The organism is Parathalassolituus penaei, from assembly GCF_026626885.1.
Classification (GTDB): domain Bacteria; phylum Pseudomonadota; class Gammaproteobacteria; order Pseudomonadales; family Oceanobacteraceae; genus Oceanobacter; species Oceanobacter penaei.
Genome location: NZ_JAPNOA010000026.1, coordinates 158,538 through 176,565, shown reverse-complemented (window position 1 = coordinate 176,565; position 18,028 = coordinate 158,538). Strand labels below are relative to the sequence as shown.

The following is an 18,028-nucleotide window of genomic DNA, read 5'->3' as shown; positions in this document are numbered from 1 at the left end:
CGTGCAGGATGATTCCTGCAAAACGAATGCACAGGATGGTATAGCAAAGCCAGATGACAGACAGGTATCCGACTCAACATTGACCACAAAAAAAGAAGGGATTGGCGAAACTGTCTGATCCGCCAACCCCTTCTTTTATCGAGTATTTTTTGCAACATTGAGCAGCGGGAGAGCGGAGTGTCGGGCTGACACCCCGCAACATCCGTCAGCCGCAGAACACCAGGCGGACGCTGTCCATTGCCAGATGCGCTTCGGCAATCGCCGCCAGAGCCTGCTCTCGTTCCTGTTCAACGTTGGCCAGCAGCACTGGCGACAGGTTCGGGTTCTGCTCAATCATGGCCTGCAGACGCTGGATGCGCTGATCAAACGACTCGTTGGCTTTGACGGTCGCACGCTGGATCATTTTCTCGAGCTGGTTTTTACCCATTTTCTCAAGCTTCTGAACCAGAGGCTTCATCTCGGCAACCTTCTGCTCAACCAGACCTTTGGCAGTGCCTTTTTTCAGTGGCAACACAAAGTCGGTCAGTTCCGGATCATTTACCTTGAGTTCACCTTTCGGGGTGAAGGTCAGGTGCATGGCATCCGCTGGCAGATAGCGTTCGATTTGCAGGTGTTTTGGTGCCGGACAGGTAGCCACAAACTGCATCTGCAGGAAGCAGTCACCAGTCTTGTGATCATGACCTTCGATATAACCAACCGCTGCGTTACCCGCAGGGCCGCTGGTTACCAGCTCCAGAGCCTGGTCAATAAACGGATGCTCCCAACTCAGGAACTGCACGTCATCACGACTCAGAGCTACATCACGACGGGTAGTGGCCATAAAGCCGTCTTCCGGCAGGTGTGGCATCTCCGGCACCAGCATGTGGTCACCCGGTGCGATGGTGATGCAATCACCACCAAGATCAACCACGTCCAGACCAAAAGCGTCAGCAAACAGCTCGATAAAATCGTTCAGCTCAGCTTCGTCTTCGATATGGGTGATGGTCATGTCCTTGGCCAGACGACGAGCGCGGGTCGGGTGACAGGAATGCAGCTCCAGCAGGCGGTCGCGGCCTTTTTCGAGCTGCTCTTCGAGTGCCTGACGTTCAGCGGCCAGCGTTGTCAGCAGGGACGCACTGTCCGTGCCTTCGTAAATGGCCGCTTCGATTTCACCACGATGACGTTCCAGCAACGGTTGTGCCGCCGGGTTCGGGTGAGTAAACAGATCCAGACCTTCATTCAGCAACGAAGCCCAGCGACCACTGGCCTGAGCTTCAAACGCCATGATGTGGATACGGATTTCTTCGGCCTGACCAATACGATCCAGACGACCAATACGCTGCTCGATCAGATCACAGTTCAGCGGCAGGTCGAACAGCACCAGATGGTGAGCAAACTGGAAGTTACGGCCTTCACTACCGATTTCAGAACACAGCAGCAGGCGCGCGCCCTGTTCCGGATCGGCGAAGTAGGCAGCCGCGCGGTCGCGCTCAACCAGATCCATGTTTTCGTGGAAAACCGCCACCAGAATGCCGTGTTTTTCCCACAGGTGTTTTTCCAGTTCCAGCACGGTAGACGCGTGATGGCAGATCAGCACCACTTTTTCTTTGCCGGTCTGACGCAGCAATTCGGCCAGAGCGGCTACGCGTGGATCGTCTTCAGCCCAGCTTTCAACCGTGGCGACTTTTTCTGGATACAGGGCATCCGCACCGGAAATATTCTGGTACTGCTCAGGCCATGGCAGCTGACGAATCAGCGGCAGACGGGCAGGGAAGCCGCTCACGCCATGGCGGGTGTTACGGTACATCACACGACCAGGGCCGCGACGATCGATCAGGGCTTCGAGCAGGCGAGTATGGTTATGCTCATCCGCCATATCTGGCATCAGCTCGTTAATGGCAGCCTGTTGTTCGGCTGTGAGCGGATCGCCTGTCGCAACGGCACCAGCCAGCTCAGCAATTGGCTGATACTTGCTCTGTTCGTCGAGGAATTTTTCCAGCGAGGAGTAACGCTGCGGATCCAGCAGACGCAGGCGCGCGAAGTGGCCTTCAACACCCAGCTGCTCCGGCGTAGCGGTCAGCAGCAGTACACCCGGCGTGGTAGCGGCCAGAGCTTCCACCAGCTGATAACCGGCATCCGGCTCGGTTTCGTTCCATTCGAGGTGGTGCGCTTCGTCGACCACCAGCACATCCCAGTTCTGCGCCTTCATGGCAGCAGCCACTTTTGGATTGCGAGCAAGAGACATAGGACAAAGGAACAGCTGACCAAGATCGAACAGTTCGACCTCATCGTCGATGTCGTCCTGCTGAACCAGGCTGAAACGCAGATTGAAGCGGCGAATCATTTCCACCAGCCACTGGTGCAGCAGATGATCAGGAACCAGCACCAGCACACGTGCAATACGCTGCTGCAGAATCAGACGGTGCAGGATCAGGCCTGCTTCAATGGTTTTACCCAGGCCCACTTCGTCCGCCAGCAAGGCGCGCGGCATGGCATCCTGGGTAACCTGATAGGCAATGTACAACTGGTGAGGGAGCAGGCTGGTACGACCACCCAGCAAACCGTAGAACGGACGCTGGCGAACGCGAGTAGTCTGGCGGAAGCACAGCTGGCGCAGTTCGTAGAGGTTGTTGTTATCAATCTGACCGGAGAACAGGCGGTCGGAAGGCTGATTCAGCTGAATATTGCCGCTGAGCTGGATTTCCGGCACCGGCTTGCCATTGGCCAGATAAAACGCCACACCCTTGATCTCTTGCACGGCTTCGATCTCAACGATCGAACCATCTTGCAGAGGAACCTTGTCACCTACCTTGAAAATGACCCGGGTCAGCGGCGCATTCTGGCGCGCATAGGTACGAACATCGTCGATGGTCGGGAAGAAAAGGGTTACCGAGCGAAAATCCACGCTCTGTACCAGTCCCAGGCCAAGATCCGTTTCCGCCTCGCTGATCCAACGTTGGCCAACCGCATACATAGTTATTTCTGTGCCCACTGTGACTATTCAAATTTGGGGCGGGAGTCTACCTCAAGCCGCCGTTACAGGCCACGTCGCATCACTCGATGCAATAGATGTTTGATCATTAATTACTACAGGAGCATTTGAGAAGCCGACGCCCATCAGAGGCTCTCGCAGCAGTAGCAAAAAACAAGCAGGACAGAACAACAACAAGAAACCCTCTGAATAATTCGGTGCCCGCTCTGGCTTATCGGGATGATGAATCACGAAGCCGGTTTGATGGCCTTGTTTGCCTAAATCCTGGGCTACGTCAAAACCTGCGACACAAAGTCATCACCCTTCCGAAAGCCCCGAAGGGCGCGGGGGCAGGGCGAAGCACGAGCCAGAGTCGAGATCTGTGAAGAGCAGTTCATAGCTCCCCAAGTAACAGAAGGTGAATTTTTCATAAAAAAACGTGATCAGGTTTACATAAACCCACCAAAAGCGGCACTATTAAAGACAAGGAAATCTGTAAACAGATCTGTCACCAACCGATGCCGCAGCGCTTCAGATACCGACAGAGAATCAACTCTGAGACATGGATTTGTCGTGAAGAGGGCTACCCTCAATAGTCTCCGGAGACGACAAATGAAACCTTTGTGTCAATTGCTGATAGCCATTTTTGTGTCATCTGCCTGCTATGCAGAGCCAGAGTCACCCACCCTTGGGCGCTTCACTGAATACCACATTCGCTCAACCGACATGATCGCATTTTCCAGCAATGGCGCTGACGTGCGCCTTTGCAGTGACTGCAACACCACAGCCTTGCACATGAGTAGTGGCTATGAATTGTTTGATCAGGACACAGCCATTGATCTCAAAACCGCTACCGAACTGTATTTGCGCCGCACCTATCCGGTCATCTTTCTGGGCATTGATCGCCAACTGAAGGCCATTACCTACATCCGATTTGGCGGACATAGCGGTGCATACTGAGGGTAAATGCATGAGAATTTACTGGTTTTTAATAGTTGCATTTGGTTTGTTATCGTGCGCATCTATTCGTGCGGATGATACTGAAATTTATGTAAGCAGCAGCAATACCACTGCACCAAACGTGGTATTCGTCATGGACACATCGGGTAGTATGTCTACCACCGTAAAAGACAGCAACAATATCAGTCAAGGAACACGACTATCCATCGTGCGCCAGGCAGCTATTGAGGTAATCAACAGCACCAGCAATATCAATATTGCCTTGTTGCGTTTTAATTATGATCAAGGTGGGCGTCTCAGCACTCCGATGATGTCAATTGATGCCGAATCTACCCGTAGCGTAGTCAGCGATGTATTAAACTCCTACACTGCAAATGGCTCAACACCCATGACAGAAGCCCTGTATGAGGCAGGTGCCTTTCTGCGTGGGGATGATATGCGCTACGGCAGCACTACCACTGACAACAGCAACCTCTGTGTCACATCCACAGATACGGTGGTGCCCGTGGTGATTCCCGGCACCGCTACTCAGTATCCATGGTGGTGGGAAGTTGTGAAATATGACTGGTGGATCATTCCGTACACTTTTAATAGCAGAAACATGAAATGGATTTCCTACAAAAGCCTGGACAAATCCATTCGAAAAACTCTGACCCAGACATATGGTATCACCTCATCCAACTATGGCACTGGCAGTGTTCCTTGGTGGTTTATACTGGATTCGTGGTTTCATCCTTATGTTCGAAATTCCACGACAGGAGAGTTTACGACCTGGTCTTCCTTGTCTTACAACATCCGCTACATGCTCAATTATTACTATGGACTGACCGAAAGCACTTATACAGCCAATGTTGCAGCCGACACTGCAGTACCTATTCCCGGAACGGCCGACACAATTGAGTATCAGGTACAAACTGTTTGTACTGAATATCTTAATCTTGACGACACTCACGATGGTTCCGGGAAATATATTTCCCCTATGGTTGATGAGTGCCAAACCAACCATATCGTGTTGTTCACAGACGGAGACCCGAACTACGATACTGACGTTAATAGCATCACTCAGTCATTGGTAAAAACACTGCCGTCCAGCACCTATCCGGTCGCATCGAACTTTTCTACCAAATGCAGTGGCGACGGAGGTTGTGCGGAAGAACTTGCGTGGTACTACTACCATGCAGATAACTCCACATCATTGGAGAACACACAGCCGATTTACATTCATACGATTGGTGGCTTTATTTCGGGAAGTGCACAGAATCGCCTGGATGCCATGGCAACGTATGGCGGGGGAATTTCCGGCAATGGCAGTGATGCTCAAACATTAAAAGAAGCACTTACCAAAGTCTTTGCCAACATTTCCAGCACTACCGGCACCTTCTCGGCTCCCGCGGTAGCCGTGAACGCATTCAACAGCATGGAGCACCTCGATCAGCTGTATTTCTCGGTATTTCGTCCAAGCAACGGGGCACGTTGGCAAGGCAATATCAAACGCTACCGCATAGAAAACAGCACAATTCTTGATGTCAACGATGCATTTGCAGTTGACGACACCACCGGCTTTTTTGGTGATAACGCCACCAGCTTCTGGACTCTGGCAGAAGATGCACCTGATGGTTCAACCGTTGCCAGCGGAGGTATTGCTCGTCGCCTGACTGCACCTGCTTCCCGCATGATTGCAACCTGGCTAGGAAGCAACTCCTCGCTGAGTGCCAGCGTCAATCGCATCAGTACCAGCAACAGCAATCTCACCCAGAGCTTGTTCGGCACCAGCCTGACAACGGCTGAATTTACGAAATTACTGCAGTGGTCTGCTGGCTACGACGTTCTGTCGGGATCAACCACCAGCGCTCGACGTGAAATGGAAGATCCCCTGCATAGTCGCCCGGTATTATTGACTTACGGCTACACCACCAGTTCAAGCGGCGAAAAAATCCCCGACAGCGTGCTTTTTGTTGGTACCAATAGCGGTTACTTACACGCATTCAATACCGATATTGACAGCCCATATGAACATTTTGCATTTATTCCCAAGGAACTTTTACCAAATCTGGCGGAGTATTACAGCGGCACTAGCAGCAAGGTATATGGCATGGATGGTCAGATCAGTGCCTGGCATCAGGACTCCAACGGCAACTCAATCGTAGATAATGGTGAAAAAGCCTACCTCTACAGCGGTATGCGCAGAGGCGGCCGGAACTATTATGCACTCGACGTCAGCGATCGAAACAATCCCAAATACCTGTGGCAAATCAATGGCGGAACCGGCTCATTCTCAGAGCTGGGGCAAACCTGGTCAAAAATGCAGCTCATCACCGTTGAGTGGGGGGGGGCCGCAAAAGAGGTCATCGTGTTTGGTGGTGGGTACGATGCAGCAGAGGACAACAACGATGTACGCACAGCGTCAAGCATGGGCAATGCCATTTATATGATTGATCCTTCATCCGGCGCACTATTGTGGAAGGCTTCACCAAATGCCGATGCCAACCTGCGCCTGACCGGAATGACCAGCGCTATTCCGGCAAACGTTGCGCCAGTGGATAAGGATGGCGATGGTCTTGTTGACATGCTATATGCATCAGATGTTGGCGGCCGCATATGGCGTATCGATTTTATTGGCGGCTCCAATGCCAATAATTATGCACAAGGCGGCATTATCGCCGATTTGGGGGCAAACAACTCCTCAAGTGAAAACGTACGCTTCTTCACAGCTCCTGATGTCAGCTGGACTAAAGCCGGGCTGTACTACAACACAACCACCGGAAAGCTGTATGAACAAGAGCGCTACCAGATTGCTATCGGATCTGGATATCGAGCTCACCCTCTGAACAATCACGCAACGGATCGTCTGTATCTCATCAATGACTTCGATACACTTAACGCCCCGACCAGCTACAAAACCCTGACGCGTTCAAGTCTGGCCAACTACAGCAGTTTCTCCAGTGCATCTGCCAGTCAGATTCGCAATGGATTGTTTTACACGCTACCTGATGAAGGGGAAAAAGCGCTATCCGACTCGATTACAGTCAGTGGCTACAGTTATTTCAGCACTTATCGGCCATCAGATCCGGATGAAAAGCAAACAGGCTGCGAGCCTGACATTGGCAACGCTCGGACATATGTTCTGAAAGGGGGATATTACGAAAGCAGCGATAGCGGAGAGATCAAAAAAGTACCCCCCACATTGCAGTCTGTAAATCTGCAACAGCCTGGCATACCTCCAAGCCCGGTGCTGATTATTGAGGGTGCAATTACTGACGTTGGCTCGGAGTCAGGTGGCGGTACCGGCAGAACATGTCCGAATGGCCAGGTTATAACAATTGGTGCTGAAACTATTTGCACCGAGGATGGTAATGCGACTCTTTACCGTAATTACTGGCGAGAAGAACAATAAGGAACTCACAACTGGCGCCACCAACCAGGTCTCCTCGGGAAGTGGCGTCCACCCAGGCTTATTGGAATGACGCGAACTACCATACTGGCTTGATACTCCGAACAACCCTGAACAGCTCTTGGCTCTGACTCCTGCTTCGCCCTAGCTCCTGCATCCATGTAGTCGTGCGCGAATGCTGCAACCCGCGCTCTTCGGGCCTTTCGGGATGGTGATTACTCTTCGCCGTTTTTGACACGCCCCCCACAGCAGGGGCATCAAACCGGCTTCGTGATTCATCACCATCCGGATTAACCAGGTAGGCACTGAGTTATTCAGAGAGCCCTTGAAAAAACTGGAGGCAATCTGGGGCGGGAAGGGAATCTGGATAAATCAGCCTTCGCGCAGCTCGCGCTCCAGCCAATCCAGAAACAATGCCGCGTCGGGCGCCAGTTTGAGGCCCGACTTGCGCACCAGATAAAAGGATTCGCTGGCGGGGATTTGGTGTTCAAGCGGGGCGATCAGGCGACCGTTTTTAAGCGCATCTTCGGCCATCGAGGTTCGAGCCAGAGCGATGCCCGCGCCGAGTTCGGCCATTTTCAGCGCCGACGCAACGTTGTCCAGCTGAATGCCGTGGGCGGGGTCGATCTGGTCTTCGTTCATCAATGACAACCAGTAGCCCCAGCCTTCTTCATAACCCATTACGTGGATCAGTGTCAGGCCGCGCAGGTCTTCAATGCAGTTGATCGGGTGGCGTTCCAGCAGCTCTGGCGAACACACCGGAAATAACGAATCCCAGCTCAGTCGTTGCGATAGATGCCCCGCCCATTCACCGCTGCCCCAGCGGATTTCAAAATCGTCATCGGCTTCCACGTCTTTCACCCACAAGGTGCTGGTGTAGCGGATATCAATATTGGGGTAGAGCGCGTTGAAGTCACGAATGCGCGGCGCCAGCCAGCTCATAAAAAACGACAGGCTACCGCGGATTTTTACCGGCACTCTCTGGCTCTGGCCAAACAACTCACTGGTGGCGGCCGCCAGACGGGAAATGGAATCCTGCACCACCGGCAGGTAAGACTGGCCTTCATCGGTCAGCGCAATACCTCGTGCCAGACGAGCAAACAGGGCAACCCCCAGATGGCGTTCAAGCAGGCGGATTTGTTGGCTGACAGCACCTTGAGTCAGGTGCAGCTCCTGCGCCGCCTTGGTGAAATTCAGATGACGGGCAGAGGCCTCAAAGGTACGAATCCAGTTCAGCGGTGGCAGGGTTTTTTGCATCATCTCGTTGGGGTCAGAAGAAATCCGGTCCCGAGTATACTGGATTGTGCTCATGCTGTAGCGCCTCGGCAGGCGCTGCCTGTACGTCAGATATGGTGTAACACTTGCCCGAGGAACTGCTGCAAGCGCGGATGTTGTGACGTAAAAAACGTATCTGGCGACTCTTCAAGTACCAGTTCGCCGTCTTCCATAAACACCACACGATCCGCCACTTCCTTGGCAAAGCCCATCTCATGGGTGACCACCACCATGGTCATGCCATCACGGGCCAGGCTTTGCATCACATCGAGCACTTCGCCCACCATTTCCGGATCAAGCGCGCTGGTTGGCTCATCAAACAGCAGGATGTCAGGTTTCATTGCCAGTGCGCGGGCGATGGCAACCCTTTGTTGCTGACCACCCGACAGGCGTGCAGGGTAGTTATGCATACGCTCCGCCAGACCAACCCGAGTGAGCAGGCTCTCTGCGCTTTGCTGCGCTTGCTGGCGGCTTTGTTTCAGCACTTTCATCGGCGACAACATCACGTTCTGCAGTGCCGTCTTGTGCGGAAACAGATTGAACTGCTGGAACACCATGCCAACTTCTTCGCGCACCTTGTTGATGTTGGTGTGCTTGTGATTAATGTCGATGCCGTCAATCACAATACTGCCGGATGAGATGGTTTCAAGCTGGTTCAGCGTACGCAAAAAGGTTGATTTGCCGGAGCCGCTGGGCCCGATAATCACCACCACCTCACCACGATGAATGTCGAGTGATACCTGTTTCAGGGCATGGCAGCCGTTTGGATAAATCTTGTCGACCGCTCGCGCCTTGATGATCACGTCATTAGCGGCAAACGCCGGACTGACGGTGGAGCTGCCAGAAAGATCGCCAGAAAAATTTCCAGAATGCTTGATAGAGTCAGACATTGGCAGCCATCCTTTTTTCCAGACGCTGAGTCAATAGCGACAACAGCCCGGTAATCAGCAAATAGAGCAGGGCGACCGTAAACCAGACTTCAAACGGTGCAAAACTGCCGCTGATAACTTCCCGCCCAGCCTTGCTGAGATCGGTGATCGAAATAACCGACACCAGCGATGAATCCTTGATCAGGTTGATAAACTGACCCGCCAGCGGCGGCAAGGTACGCTGAATTGCCTGCGGCATAATCACGTAGTACATAGCCTGCACATAATTCATACCCAGCGAACGCGCGGCTTCCATCTGTCCGACCGGAATCGACTGAATACCAGCACGAACGATTTCTGCCACATAGGCACCGGTAAAAATAGCCAGAGCAGCCACTGCAGCGGTGAACTGGTCGAGTTGAAAAACGGTGCCGATAAAGAAATACACGATAAAAATCTGTACCAGCAGCGGTGTGCCACGGATCAGTTCGATGTAGGTAATGGCAAGGTCGCGCAGAACCACAACCTCGGAAATCCGCATCAAACCAAAAACCACCCCCAGCACAATCGCAAATACCAGCGACACCACCGAAATCTTGATGGTCACCCACAGGCCTTCGGCAATTGGTCCAAAACGCCAGTGTTCCAGCTGCGCTACCGTATTGCCCTGGAATACCAGATCACCATCCATCACCAGCGCGGTGTCGTAGTGCGGAACCAACTGCGGCTCATCACCATTATCCGGAACAATCGACAGTTCACCGGTCGCGCTCAGCACCGCCGTGCCATCGGCGTCGGCCAGAATATCCACCGGCGTGGTGTCGATGATAAAGGGATACAGACGTTCCCAATGCCAGCTGTAATTGATGCGCTGACCCGACATATAAATGCCGCCGATCAGCACGGCCATGATCAGCAGATACAGGCCATGGCCAATCCAGCGGTTCTGGTGCCAGCGATTTGGGGTGGGGGTGTTTGAAGTCATATCCGCAATACAGTCGCCGAAAATTCAACAGCCGCCCAACAGGTGGCGGCTGATGTTTGCCAGTGTAGCGGCTTCAGTGCCGCTACCGGGTTATTGAACCTGATTTACCCAAGCGTCGGACTCAAACCACTTGGCGTACAAGCGATCGTAGGTGCCGTCGTTCTTGATCATTTTCAGGTAGTTATTGAGGAAGTTGATGAAGTCAGCGTCACCGCGACGAATGGCCCAACCCAGCGGCTCATAGGTGAAGCTTTTGCTCAGATGCACAACCTTGTCTTTATGCTGGGAGGCATACAGGGCGTTGTATGGCAGATCGTACACAAACGCGTCGGCCTGACCGTTAGCTACTTGCAGAACGCCATCGGCGGAAGTTTCGAACAGGTTCAGCTTGGCTTTTGGCAGATACTTTTGAGCTGCCATGGCACCGGTAGTGCCGATCTGGCTGGCAACGGTGTATTTGGCGTCGTTCAGATCCTGATAGCTCTTGACGGTTTTTGCCAGGTCCGGGCGAATCAGCACGGTCTGACCAATTTCCAGATAGGTATCCGCAAACAGCACCTGCAGGTTGCGCTCAGGGGTAATGCCCATGCCACCAATAATGATGTCGCACTTGCCGGTTTGCAGCGCCGGGATGATGCCATCCCACGCCGTGTTCACGGGCACAAACTTCACACCCATGCTGTTGGCCATATGTTTGGCAACGTCGATATCAAAACCGATGAACTGGCCGTTTTTGGCTTTCATGTAGAACGGCAGGTAACCCGCCTCAAAACAGCCGCGCAGTTCGCCGCTGGCCAAAATGCCATCAATCGCCGATTTTTCGGCGGCAACAGAAACAGTGGAGGCGCTCAGCAGGGCTGCGCCCAGCAAGGAAGTGGTTAACAGGCGTTTGAGTGCGGTGATCATAACGGGTCCGGTGTTGGTATTGGTCGGCGTAGACCCGCGACAGCCGGGCCATTCAAAGGGCGACACTATAAATAACCAACAGCCGTCTGAGTAGCGACGATATCAAGACCTTAGGCCATGTTTTATTAATGCCTTAAAGCCTGATCAGCATAGAATAGGGGATTTCCGTACAAAATTTCCACAAAAAATCCGAGCAAAGCCTACTCCAGACCATTTTTGATTAATGAAATGATGGGTTGTGGCGGTTGCTTCGGATACACTGCCGCGCTGATCAACCAACGGATGTTTCCTTATGACTTCTCTCACGATTCTGGATGGCGGCATGAGCCGTGAACTGCAACGCCTGGGCGCACCGTTCCGGCAGCCTGAATGGTCAGCACTGGCCATGATGGAAACTCCTGACATCGTCAAACAGGCTCACAAGGAATTTATTCAGGCTGGCTCGCGCGTGGTGACCACCAACAGCTATGCGCTGGTGCCGTTCCACATCGGTGAGCAGGTATTCAAGGACCGCGTTGCTGAACTGGCGACCAACTCGGTAGCCGTTGCCCATGCGGCAGTCGCTGAAAGCGGCGAAAACGTTCTGGTAGCGGCATCGGTGCCGCCGCTGTTTGGTTCTTACCGAGCGGACCTGTATGAAGCCGACCGTTTTGACGAGATTGCTCGTCCTTTGGTAACGGCACTGCAAGCGGGCAAGCCGGACGTCTGGCTCAACGAAACCCAGAGTCTGTTGGCTGAAACCCTGGCCATGAAAGCACTGATCGACAGCATTGATACCGACCACAGACCATACTGGGTGTCATTCACATTGGAAGATTTTGAGCCATCCGACACACCAAAACTGCGCTCAGGCGAGACCGTTCGAGAAGCGGTACAGGCCATGGCGGAGGCCGGTGTGGATGCCATCATGTTTAACTGCAGCCAGCCGGAAACCATTTCGGACGCCATTCGCGTGACCAAAGAAGTGCTGGCCAGCAACAGCGATACCCGCATCCAGAACATCAAGGTTGGCGCGTACGCCAATGCCTTCGCGCCACAACCGAAAGACGCAACTGCCAACGACGGCCTGGATGAAGTGCGCCCGGATCTGACGCCAGATACTTATACAGGCTGGGTGAAAGAGTGGAAAACACTGGGCGCCGACATGATTGGCGGCTGCTGCGGCATTGGTGTTGAACACATTGCAGCAATCAAGGCGCTGAACCTGTAAGTCGGAAGGCTGGATAAGCCTTCACTATTTCCGATAATTGATATTATCGGAAATAGCGTATTATCCGGTTTTGGGCCGGGTTTTAGTCTGACCTGGCCCCAGAATCTCTATTTTCTCGTCCAAGCTCATCTTCAGGTTCGTCGGCTTTTTAACGGTTAATTCCTGTCTGCGGCTTACCGTCTGTTTTTATCGATAACTGCCTATCTGCAACTTCTGCACTCTGACATCGCATCGCCAGCGCTTTGTTTTAGCCATTAGCTGATCGCCGCTTTTCTCAATCCCGACTCAGCCTGAACTGCCAGCCCATCCGGGGCATTCATGGGCGCATTCCCTCCGATTCCTGAAAACGTTTTCCTCTGCTGAACACCGCTCAGTTCACATTGCTGTTCGGCTGCGCTGCGCACTATCCAACGTCTCTCTGCTTCGGCACCCCCGTTTCGGCATTTTCATAAACCGCACACCTCGCAGTTAATTCAACTGCCGCCACCTGTGTACCGATTGGTACTCGCCGTTAGCGAATCCACTAAAAACCGTTTGCCAGCCGTGTTTTGGCTAACCGCGCCGCGGCCTGCAGTAATCGCCCGTATGGCTTTCCAGCAACTTTTCAGGCTTCTGGATCACATCCGCTTCGGGCCATGTTCAAGACTAACGACAAGTCAGGATTCTCAGAGACATTCACAGGAATATTGTTATGATCTAAACAATTATAAGAACCTACTAAAACCATCATCCAAAGGCCTTCTATGACCCAGTCGCGCGTTCGCATCGAGTTTTTACTCATGATGGCCAGCATGATGTGCCTGACAGCCCTGTTTGTGGATTCCATGTTGCCCGCCTTGCAACAGATTGGTCAGGATCTGGATGCGCTGGACAACAACCGCTATCAGCTGGTGCTGACCTCACTTATGATTGGTCTGGGGGTTGGCCAGCTGTTTTATGGGCCGATTGCCGATGCCTTTGGCCGAAAACCGACGGTGTACCTGGGACTGGCCCTGATGCTGGTCGGCACCGCCATCAGCCTGCTGGCGCAGAGCTTCGAGTGGATGCTGTTCGGCCGTGTACTTCAGGGTTTTGGCGCGGCCGGGCCGCGCGTTATGGTCGTGACCATTATTCGGGATCAGCATTCAGGACCGGAGATGGCGCGCATGATGTCACTGGTGATGACCATCTTTGTGTTCAGCCCGGTGGTTGCGCCGGTGATTGGTCAGTTGGTGCTGCTGTTTGCCGGATGGCGGGCCATTTTTGGCGTGCTCGGGGTGATCTGTCTGGCGCTGCTGGCCTGGTTTGCACTGCGTCAGCCAGAAACCCACAAACCGGAAAACAAACGCGGCTTGTCTTTAATTCCGGTCATGCGCGGCATGAAAGAAGTGATCGCCCATCCCGTGGCATTGATTTATATCCTCGTAGCCGGACTCTCCCACTCATCCATCATTGCCTTCCTGACCTCCGTGCAAGGAATCCTGCAAGGCATCTACGACGTCGGCGACATGTTCCCGCTGTATTTTGCCCTGATAGCCCTCGGCGTCGGCTTCTCGTCGTTTCTGAACAGCCGTCTGGTTTACCGCTTTGATATTCGAATGCTGGTCACCCGGGTTCTGATGACGCTGGGCGCTCTGTCATTAATTGAAGCTGCACTGGTCGCCTCCGGCATAATCACCGTATCGCTGACCGGGTTTATCCTGATGATGACAGCCAGCACCTTCTGCCTGGGCTTGCTGTTCGGCAACATCAACGCCCTCGCCATGGAATCCTTTGGCCATATGGCGGGCACTGCATCCGGCGTTATCGGCGCCATGACCATGCTGATCGGCGTACTGGTCGGCGGCGCCATCGGCATGAGCTTTAACGGCACCATCGTACCCCTGTTACTGGGCTTTGGATTAACCGCCAGCACATCCCTCACACTGATACTGCTGGGTACGCCAAAACACACGAAAAAGGCGCACGCTGCGAAGGTGTAAAAAACCAGTTATGGGAGATTGCGAGCAATGACCCGAGCAATTTGCTTGGGCTCTCGCTCCGAAATAACGGATTGGATCAAGCCAGAGGGAGAGAATCCGGGTTCCTGTTTTCAGAGCCGTTGCGTGTTTTACTGGCTGCTGTTAGCGTAAATCTGGTTTTACGCTTTGGGCGCAGACGCAATGCGCATGTTGAAGCAGAAAACCAACCGTCAGATCGTGTTTTTCAGGGAGGAAGGCTTGATGAAGATGGAAATAATCAATCAATTCAAATACCTATAATCCTCTCGAAACGAATCGTGCTGCCAGAAGAACGGGCATGCGAATGAGTAAGCTGTTATATCTATGGGGAAAACCTTGAGCAACAATCAGAAAATTGATTTCCTATATCAATCTATAGCGGATACACAGTCAACTATTAGAGCCATTGATGTCAAGTTAGGATTCTTGTTTGTGGTCGCTTTTTTGCCAGTGGCTGGTTTGGAAAAAATAATCTCGCTTTACGAAACGCTTAAGGCGGCTTCGAATTTATATTTTTACTCCATGCTTCTGTTTGGATTCTTATGGCTTGCATCAATATACACACTATTCAAGTCTACCATTTCCATATCCAATCCAAGCAGACACGTATCAGGTCAATTGCCGAAAGGGATTTTCTATGGCGGAAATATTTTTACTTTAAACGCAATCGACAATTTCTTTAATTTTCCAGTAAAATCCAACCAGGAAGTCGATCAGTTTTCACAAGACTTACCCGAGAATGAGGCCGAGATAATCAAAGAGCTGTCTTTTGAAAAAATTAAAATTTCTTATATAAGAGAAATCAAAATAAGACGATCATCACTATGCGGCAGACTGATATTCTCTTGGATCTGCCTTGGTTTTGCGCTATGGATTTTATATTTACTCAAGGTAGGATTTTAATGCTCACGAAAGAACAAGACAAAGAGATAAGGCTTATTGTCAATAATTCGCTAAACAAGGCCGAGCGACACTGGAGCAATGGTGGCATCCTGCTAGCTAAAAGTGAAGGGATCAGCATGGAGAGTTTTAATAAATCTTTGGATTCCGAACCATCAAAAATACCTGGCCACTCAATTGTGCAAGACGAAGAAACCGTTATAGATGAGTTTGTCGCTTTTGTAGCAGATATGAGAAACTCGACACAACACCTAATGTGTGAGCTTAGCAGCAAAAGAGCGAAGGCGTCACGATTGCAAAGAGTTTACTATGAAACATCAGCGCTACTTCCGGCCATTGCAAAAACGGTTAATTTTGAAGGTGGAAATGTTACAGAATATCTTGGTGATGGCATTCTAGCGTTATTTCGATTTAATCCAAACAATCCAAGTGAGTCTATTTATGCTGCACACGACGCTGCAATCAATGTGATTGGCGACACCAGAAATATCGTGAATGAAATTCTTCGCGAAAGGTACCTATTGCCAGATATAGACATTGGTGTTGGATTGGCTCATAGCAAAACGCTCGTCACCTTGGTGGGCCTCGAAGGTGAAAAACACCCGAAAGCATTTGGTGAATGCATCTTCAGGGCCACGAAACTTTCAGGCGGTAAAAATGAAATACTTGCAGATGAAAACGTTAAAAACAAGTGACCAAAAGCTGTCGGTGGAAAGCTGACTTTTAAGTCTAAGAGATTCAGAGATATAGACGGCTATTTGATAGAAAAGGCATAACAATTAAATCCAGATTGCACCTACAGATAGGCGTCATGGTTACTTTGAAAAACCTTAAAGCCGTAGGCTGGATAGTCGAGCTAAGCCAGCGTCATCTGACACCGGGCCGATTAATCCAGCACCGGCGCATGCCAAGCACACAGCTTGTCGGATGACGCCTTCGGCTTATCCGACCTACAAAACACACGCCCCTGCCCTCAATGCATCCCGGTGCTGAGGTAACTCGGTTGTTCAATCAAATCTGCGACCTGATGCAGGTTTTCTTGCCATTGGTCGCGGGTAATGGGGCCTCCGAAGCACAGGCGCACGGCGTTGGGCGGGTTGTTGTCGGTGGCGAATGCGGCGCTGGAGACGGCGCTGACGCCGAGCTGGCGCAGTTGCACCGCCAGTTCTGACGGGTTCCAGTCGGAGCTTTTGGGGATTTGCAGCCACAGATGAAACGCGCCTTCGGCGCTGCGGATATTGCGGGTGCCGAGTTCCTGTTCCGCGATCCTCAGGCGGGCGATGGCTTCGCGGCGCACGCTTTTGACCATCTGTTCGGCGGTGCCATCAAGAATCCATTGGCTCACCAGCGCATCCGTGAGTGGGCTCGACATCACATGCAGGGCGCGCATGGCGGCCGACAGGCGTTGGCTCTGGCGCTTACCCGGCGTGTAAAGAAAGGCCGAGCGCACTCCCGGGCCAAAGCATTTGGAGGTGCCGGTGATGTACCAGCTCAGTTCCGGCACCAGTTCGGCAAAACTCACCGGTGCCTGCTCAGCGAGCATGCTGTAGGCCTCGTCTTCAATAATGGGAATGCTGTAGCGCAGACAGACGTCAGCAATGGCTTCGCGACGACTTTTGCTCATGGTGTCGGTGGTGGGGTTCTGGATCGTCGGGTTCAGGTACAGGGCACCCACGTTGCCGAGTTTGCAGAACTCCTCGAACGGTCGTACCAGCGGGCCGTCGTGGTCGCGCTCCAGTGAGTGCAGCGAAATTCCGAGGTGGGCAGCAATGGCCTTGATGCCGGGATAGGCCAGGCTTTCCACACACAACACCTGATGCTTTTCAATCAGAGTACTCATCAGGCCTACCAGTACCGAATGAATGCCCGGACACACCAGCACCTGCTCCAGTTGTGGGTTGGGCAGACGCTGATCGAGCCAGATCAGCGCCGCTTCCTTGTTTTCGCGGCTGCCGCCAAAGGCCTGATAACGCAGCATGTCGTAAAGGTCACGCTGGGCCAGCACGCCGATGGCGCTGTCTCTCACCTGTTCGATCAGGGTCGGAATCGCCGGTTCCACCAGCAGGTTCATGGTCATTTCATAGCTGCCCAGACTCGGGCGCACAGTGGCCGTGCGGCCTTTGACAAAGGTGCCGGAGCCCGGATGGGAGTCGATCAGCCCCCGGGTTTTGGCCTCCTGATAGGCCCGCGCCGCCGTGGTGTAGTTAATGCCGGTGGCTTCGGCCAGATCGCGCAGGGGCGGTAAACGATCGCGGGGTTGCAGGCGGCCGCTATCCAGGTCTTCGCCAATCAGGTCGGCGATCAGCCGATAGGCCGGAATCCCCTGGCTGTTTTTCAGTCGCCGTGCCCAACGGGCCAGTTCGGTATTTTTCATATCACTCCCATCCTGATGCATCAGACCTGTTATTCGATCCTGAAACCGCTCCCAAGGCTGACACAAAACAATGGATGCGATCAATCTTGAATTGATTGCATCCATTGATCGACATCTGTTTATCACCACAAACGCAAATAATCACGCGATCATACAGGTGGCATTTTTACGGTGCGAACCTTGTTAAAACCGCACGTTCAGGGTGCAAAAATCCCGATTTTATTGATCG

General features: G+C 52.5%; 12 protein-coding genes. 6 read left to right on the top strand and 6 right to left on the bottom strand.

All coding sequences use genetic code 11. The features are described from left to right. Positions 1-205: 205 nt before the first annotated feature. Entirely contained in the window at positions 206-2,953 is a 2,748-nt protein-coding gene (gene rapA / locus OUO13_RS09780; RefSeq protein ID WP_283173695.1) for an RNA polymerase-associated protein RapA, read from the bottom strand. Between the two features lie 609 nt (positions 2,954-3,562). Here rapA and OUO13_RS09775 point away from each other — a divergent pair. Together OUO13_RS09775 and OUO13_RS09770 are read left to right on the top strand one after the other, a co-directional pair. Next, complete coding sequence (locus OUO13_RS09775) at positions 3,563-3,910, top strand: hypothetical protein (protein WP_283173694.1); 348 nt, start codon at positions 3,563-3,565, stop codon at positions 3,908-3,910. 10 nt (positions 3,911-3,920) lie between these two features. Continuing rightward, a complete protein-coding gene (locus OUO13_RS09770) occupies positions 3,921-7,304 on the top strand; it encodes a PilC/PilY family type IV pilus protein (RefSeq protein ID WP_283173693.1) in 3,384 nt (1,127 codons plus the stop codon). Positions 7,305-7,673: 369 nt separating this feature from the next. Here OUO13_RS09770 and OUO13_RS09765 read toward each other — a convergent pair whose 3' ends face one another. From OUO13_RS09765 to OUO13_RS09750, 4 genes are all read right to left on the bottom strand, one after another. After that, positions 7,674-8,612, bottom strand: coding sequence for a LysR substrate-binding domain-containing protein (locus tag OUO13_RS09765; protein WP_283173692.1), 939 nt, complete (start codon positions 8,610-8,612; stop codon positions 7,674-7,676). 32 nt (positions 8,613-8,644) lie between these two features. After that, positions 8,645-9,466, bottom strand: a complete 822-nt coding sequence (locus OUO13_RS09760) for an amino acid ABC transporter ATP-binding protein (RefSeq protein WP_283173691.1) — start codon at positions 9,464-9,466, stop codon at positions 8,645-8,647. Continuing rightward, positions 9,459-10,430: an amino acid ABC transporter permease gene (locus OUO13_RS09755; RefSeq protein WP_283173690.1), complete on the bottom strand. Its 972-nt coding sequence runs from the start codon at positions 10,428-10,430 to the stop codon at positions 9,459-9,461. Before OUO13_RS09755 ends, OUO13_RS09760 begins: the two co-directional genes overlap by 8 nt. Before the next feature lie 90 nt (positions 10,431-10,520). Next, complete coding sequence (locus tag OUO13_RS09750) at positions 10,521-11,336, bottom strand: transporter substrate-binding domain-containing protein (RefSeq protein ID WP_283173689.1); 816 nt, start codon at positions 11,334-11,336, stop codon at positions 10,521-10,523. Positions 11,337-11,628: 292 nt separating this feature from the next. Between OUO13_RS09750 and OUO13_RS09745 the strand changes: the two genes are divergently transcribed. The 4 genes from OUO13_RS09745 (at position 11,629) to OUO13_RS09730 (ending at position 16,120) form a co-directional block, all read left to right on the top strand. Beyond that, a complete protein-coding gene (locus tag OUO13_RS09745; protein ID WP_283173688.1) occupies positions 11,629-12,546 on the top strand; it encodes a homocysteine S-methyltransferase family protein in 918 nt (305 codons plus the stop codon). Between the two features lie 743 nt (positions 12,547-13,289). Next, on the top strand, positions 13,290-14,507 hold the full coding sequence (locus tag OUO13_RS09740; RefSeq protein ID WP_283173687.1) for a multidrug effflux MFS transporter: 1,218 nt from the start codon (positions 13,290-13,292) through the stop codon (positions 14,505-14,507). Positions 14,508-14,861: 354 nt separating this feature from the next. Beyond that, positions 14,862-15,428: a hypothetical protein gene (locus tag OUO13_RS09735; protein ID WP_283173686.1), complete on the top strand. Its 567-nt coding sequence runs from the start codon at positions 14,862-14,864 to the stop codon at positions 15,426-15,428. After that, entirely contained in the window at positions 15,428-16,120 is a 693-nt protein-coding gene (locus OUO13_RS09730) for a hypothetical protein (RefSeq protein WP_283173685.1), read from the top strand. Before OUO13_RS09735 ends, OUO13_RS09730 begins: the two co-directional genes overlap by 1 nt. Before the next feature lie 278 nt (positions 16,121-16,398). On the opposite strand, the gene OUO13_RS09725 is transcribed toward OUO13_RS09730, so the two are convergent. Continuing rightward, positions 16,399-17,799 (bottom strand): aminotransferase-like domain-containing protein, encoded by a 1,401-nt coding sequence (locus OUO13_RS09725; protein WP_283173684.1) that lies wholly within the window; start codon positions 17,797-17,799, stop codon positions 16,399-16,401. Positions 17,800-18,028: the final 229 nt, after the last annotated feature.

What these genes read in the sequence shown, in the direction of transcription:
- OUO13_RS09765 (WP_283173692.1), bottom strand. Translation starts at nt 8,612, where the DNA reads ATGAGCACAATCCAGTATACTCGGGACCGGATTTCTTCTGACCCCAAC.
- OUO13_RS09725 (WP_283173684.1), bottom strand. Translation starts at nt 17,799, where the DNA reads ATGAAAAATACCGAACTGGCCCGTTGGGCACGGCGACTGAAAAACAGC.
- OUO13_RS09750 (WP_283173689.1), bottom strand. Translation starts at nt 11,336, where the DNA reads ATGATCACCGCACTCAAACGCCTGTTAACCACTTCCTTGCTGGGCGCA.
- OUO13_RS09740 (WP_283173687.1), top strand. Translation starts at nt 13,290, where the DNA reads ATGACCCAGTCGCGCGTTCGCATCGAGTTTTTACTCATGATGGCCAGC.
- OUO13_RS09755 (WP_283173690.1), bottom strand. Translation starts at nt 10,430, where the DNA reads ATGACTTCAAACACCCCCACCCCAAATCGCTGGCACCAGAACCGCTGG.
- OUO13_RS09730 (WP_283173685.1), top strand. Translation starts at nt 15,428, where the DNA reads ATGCTCACGAAAGAACAAGACAAAGAGATAAGGCTTATTGTCAATAAT.
- OUO13_RS09770 (WP_283173693.1), top strand. Translation starts at nt 3,921, where the DNA reads ATGAGAATTTACTGGTTTTTAATAGTTGCATTTGGTTTGTTATCGTGC.
- rapA (WP_283173695.1), bottom strand. Translation starts at nt 2,953, where the DNA reads ATGTATGCGGTTGGCCAACGTTGGATCAGCGAGGCGGAAACGGATCTT.
- OUO13_RS09745 (WP_283173688.1), top strand. Translation starts at nt 11,629, where the DNA reads ATGACTTCTCTCACGATTCTGGATGGCGGCATGAGCCGTGAACTGCAA.
- OUO13_RS09760 (WP_283173691.1), bottom strand. Translation starts at nt 9,466, where the DNA reads ATGTCTGACTCTATCAAGCATTCTGGAAATTTTTCTGGCGATCTTTCT.
- OUO13_RS09775 (WP_283173694.1), top strand. Translation starts at nt 3,563, where the DNA reads ATGAAACCTTTGTGTCAATTGCTGATAGCCATTTTTGTGTCATCTGCC.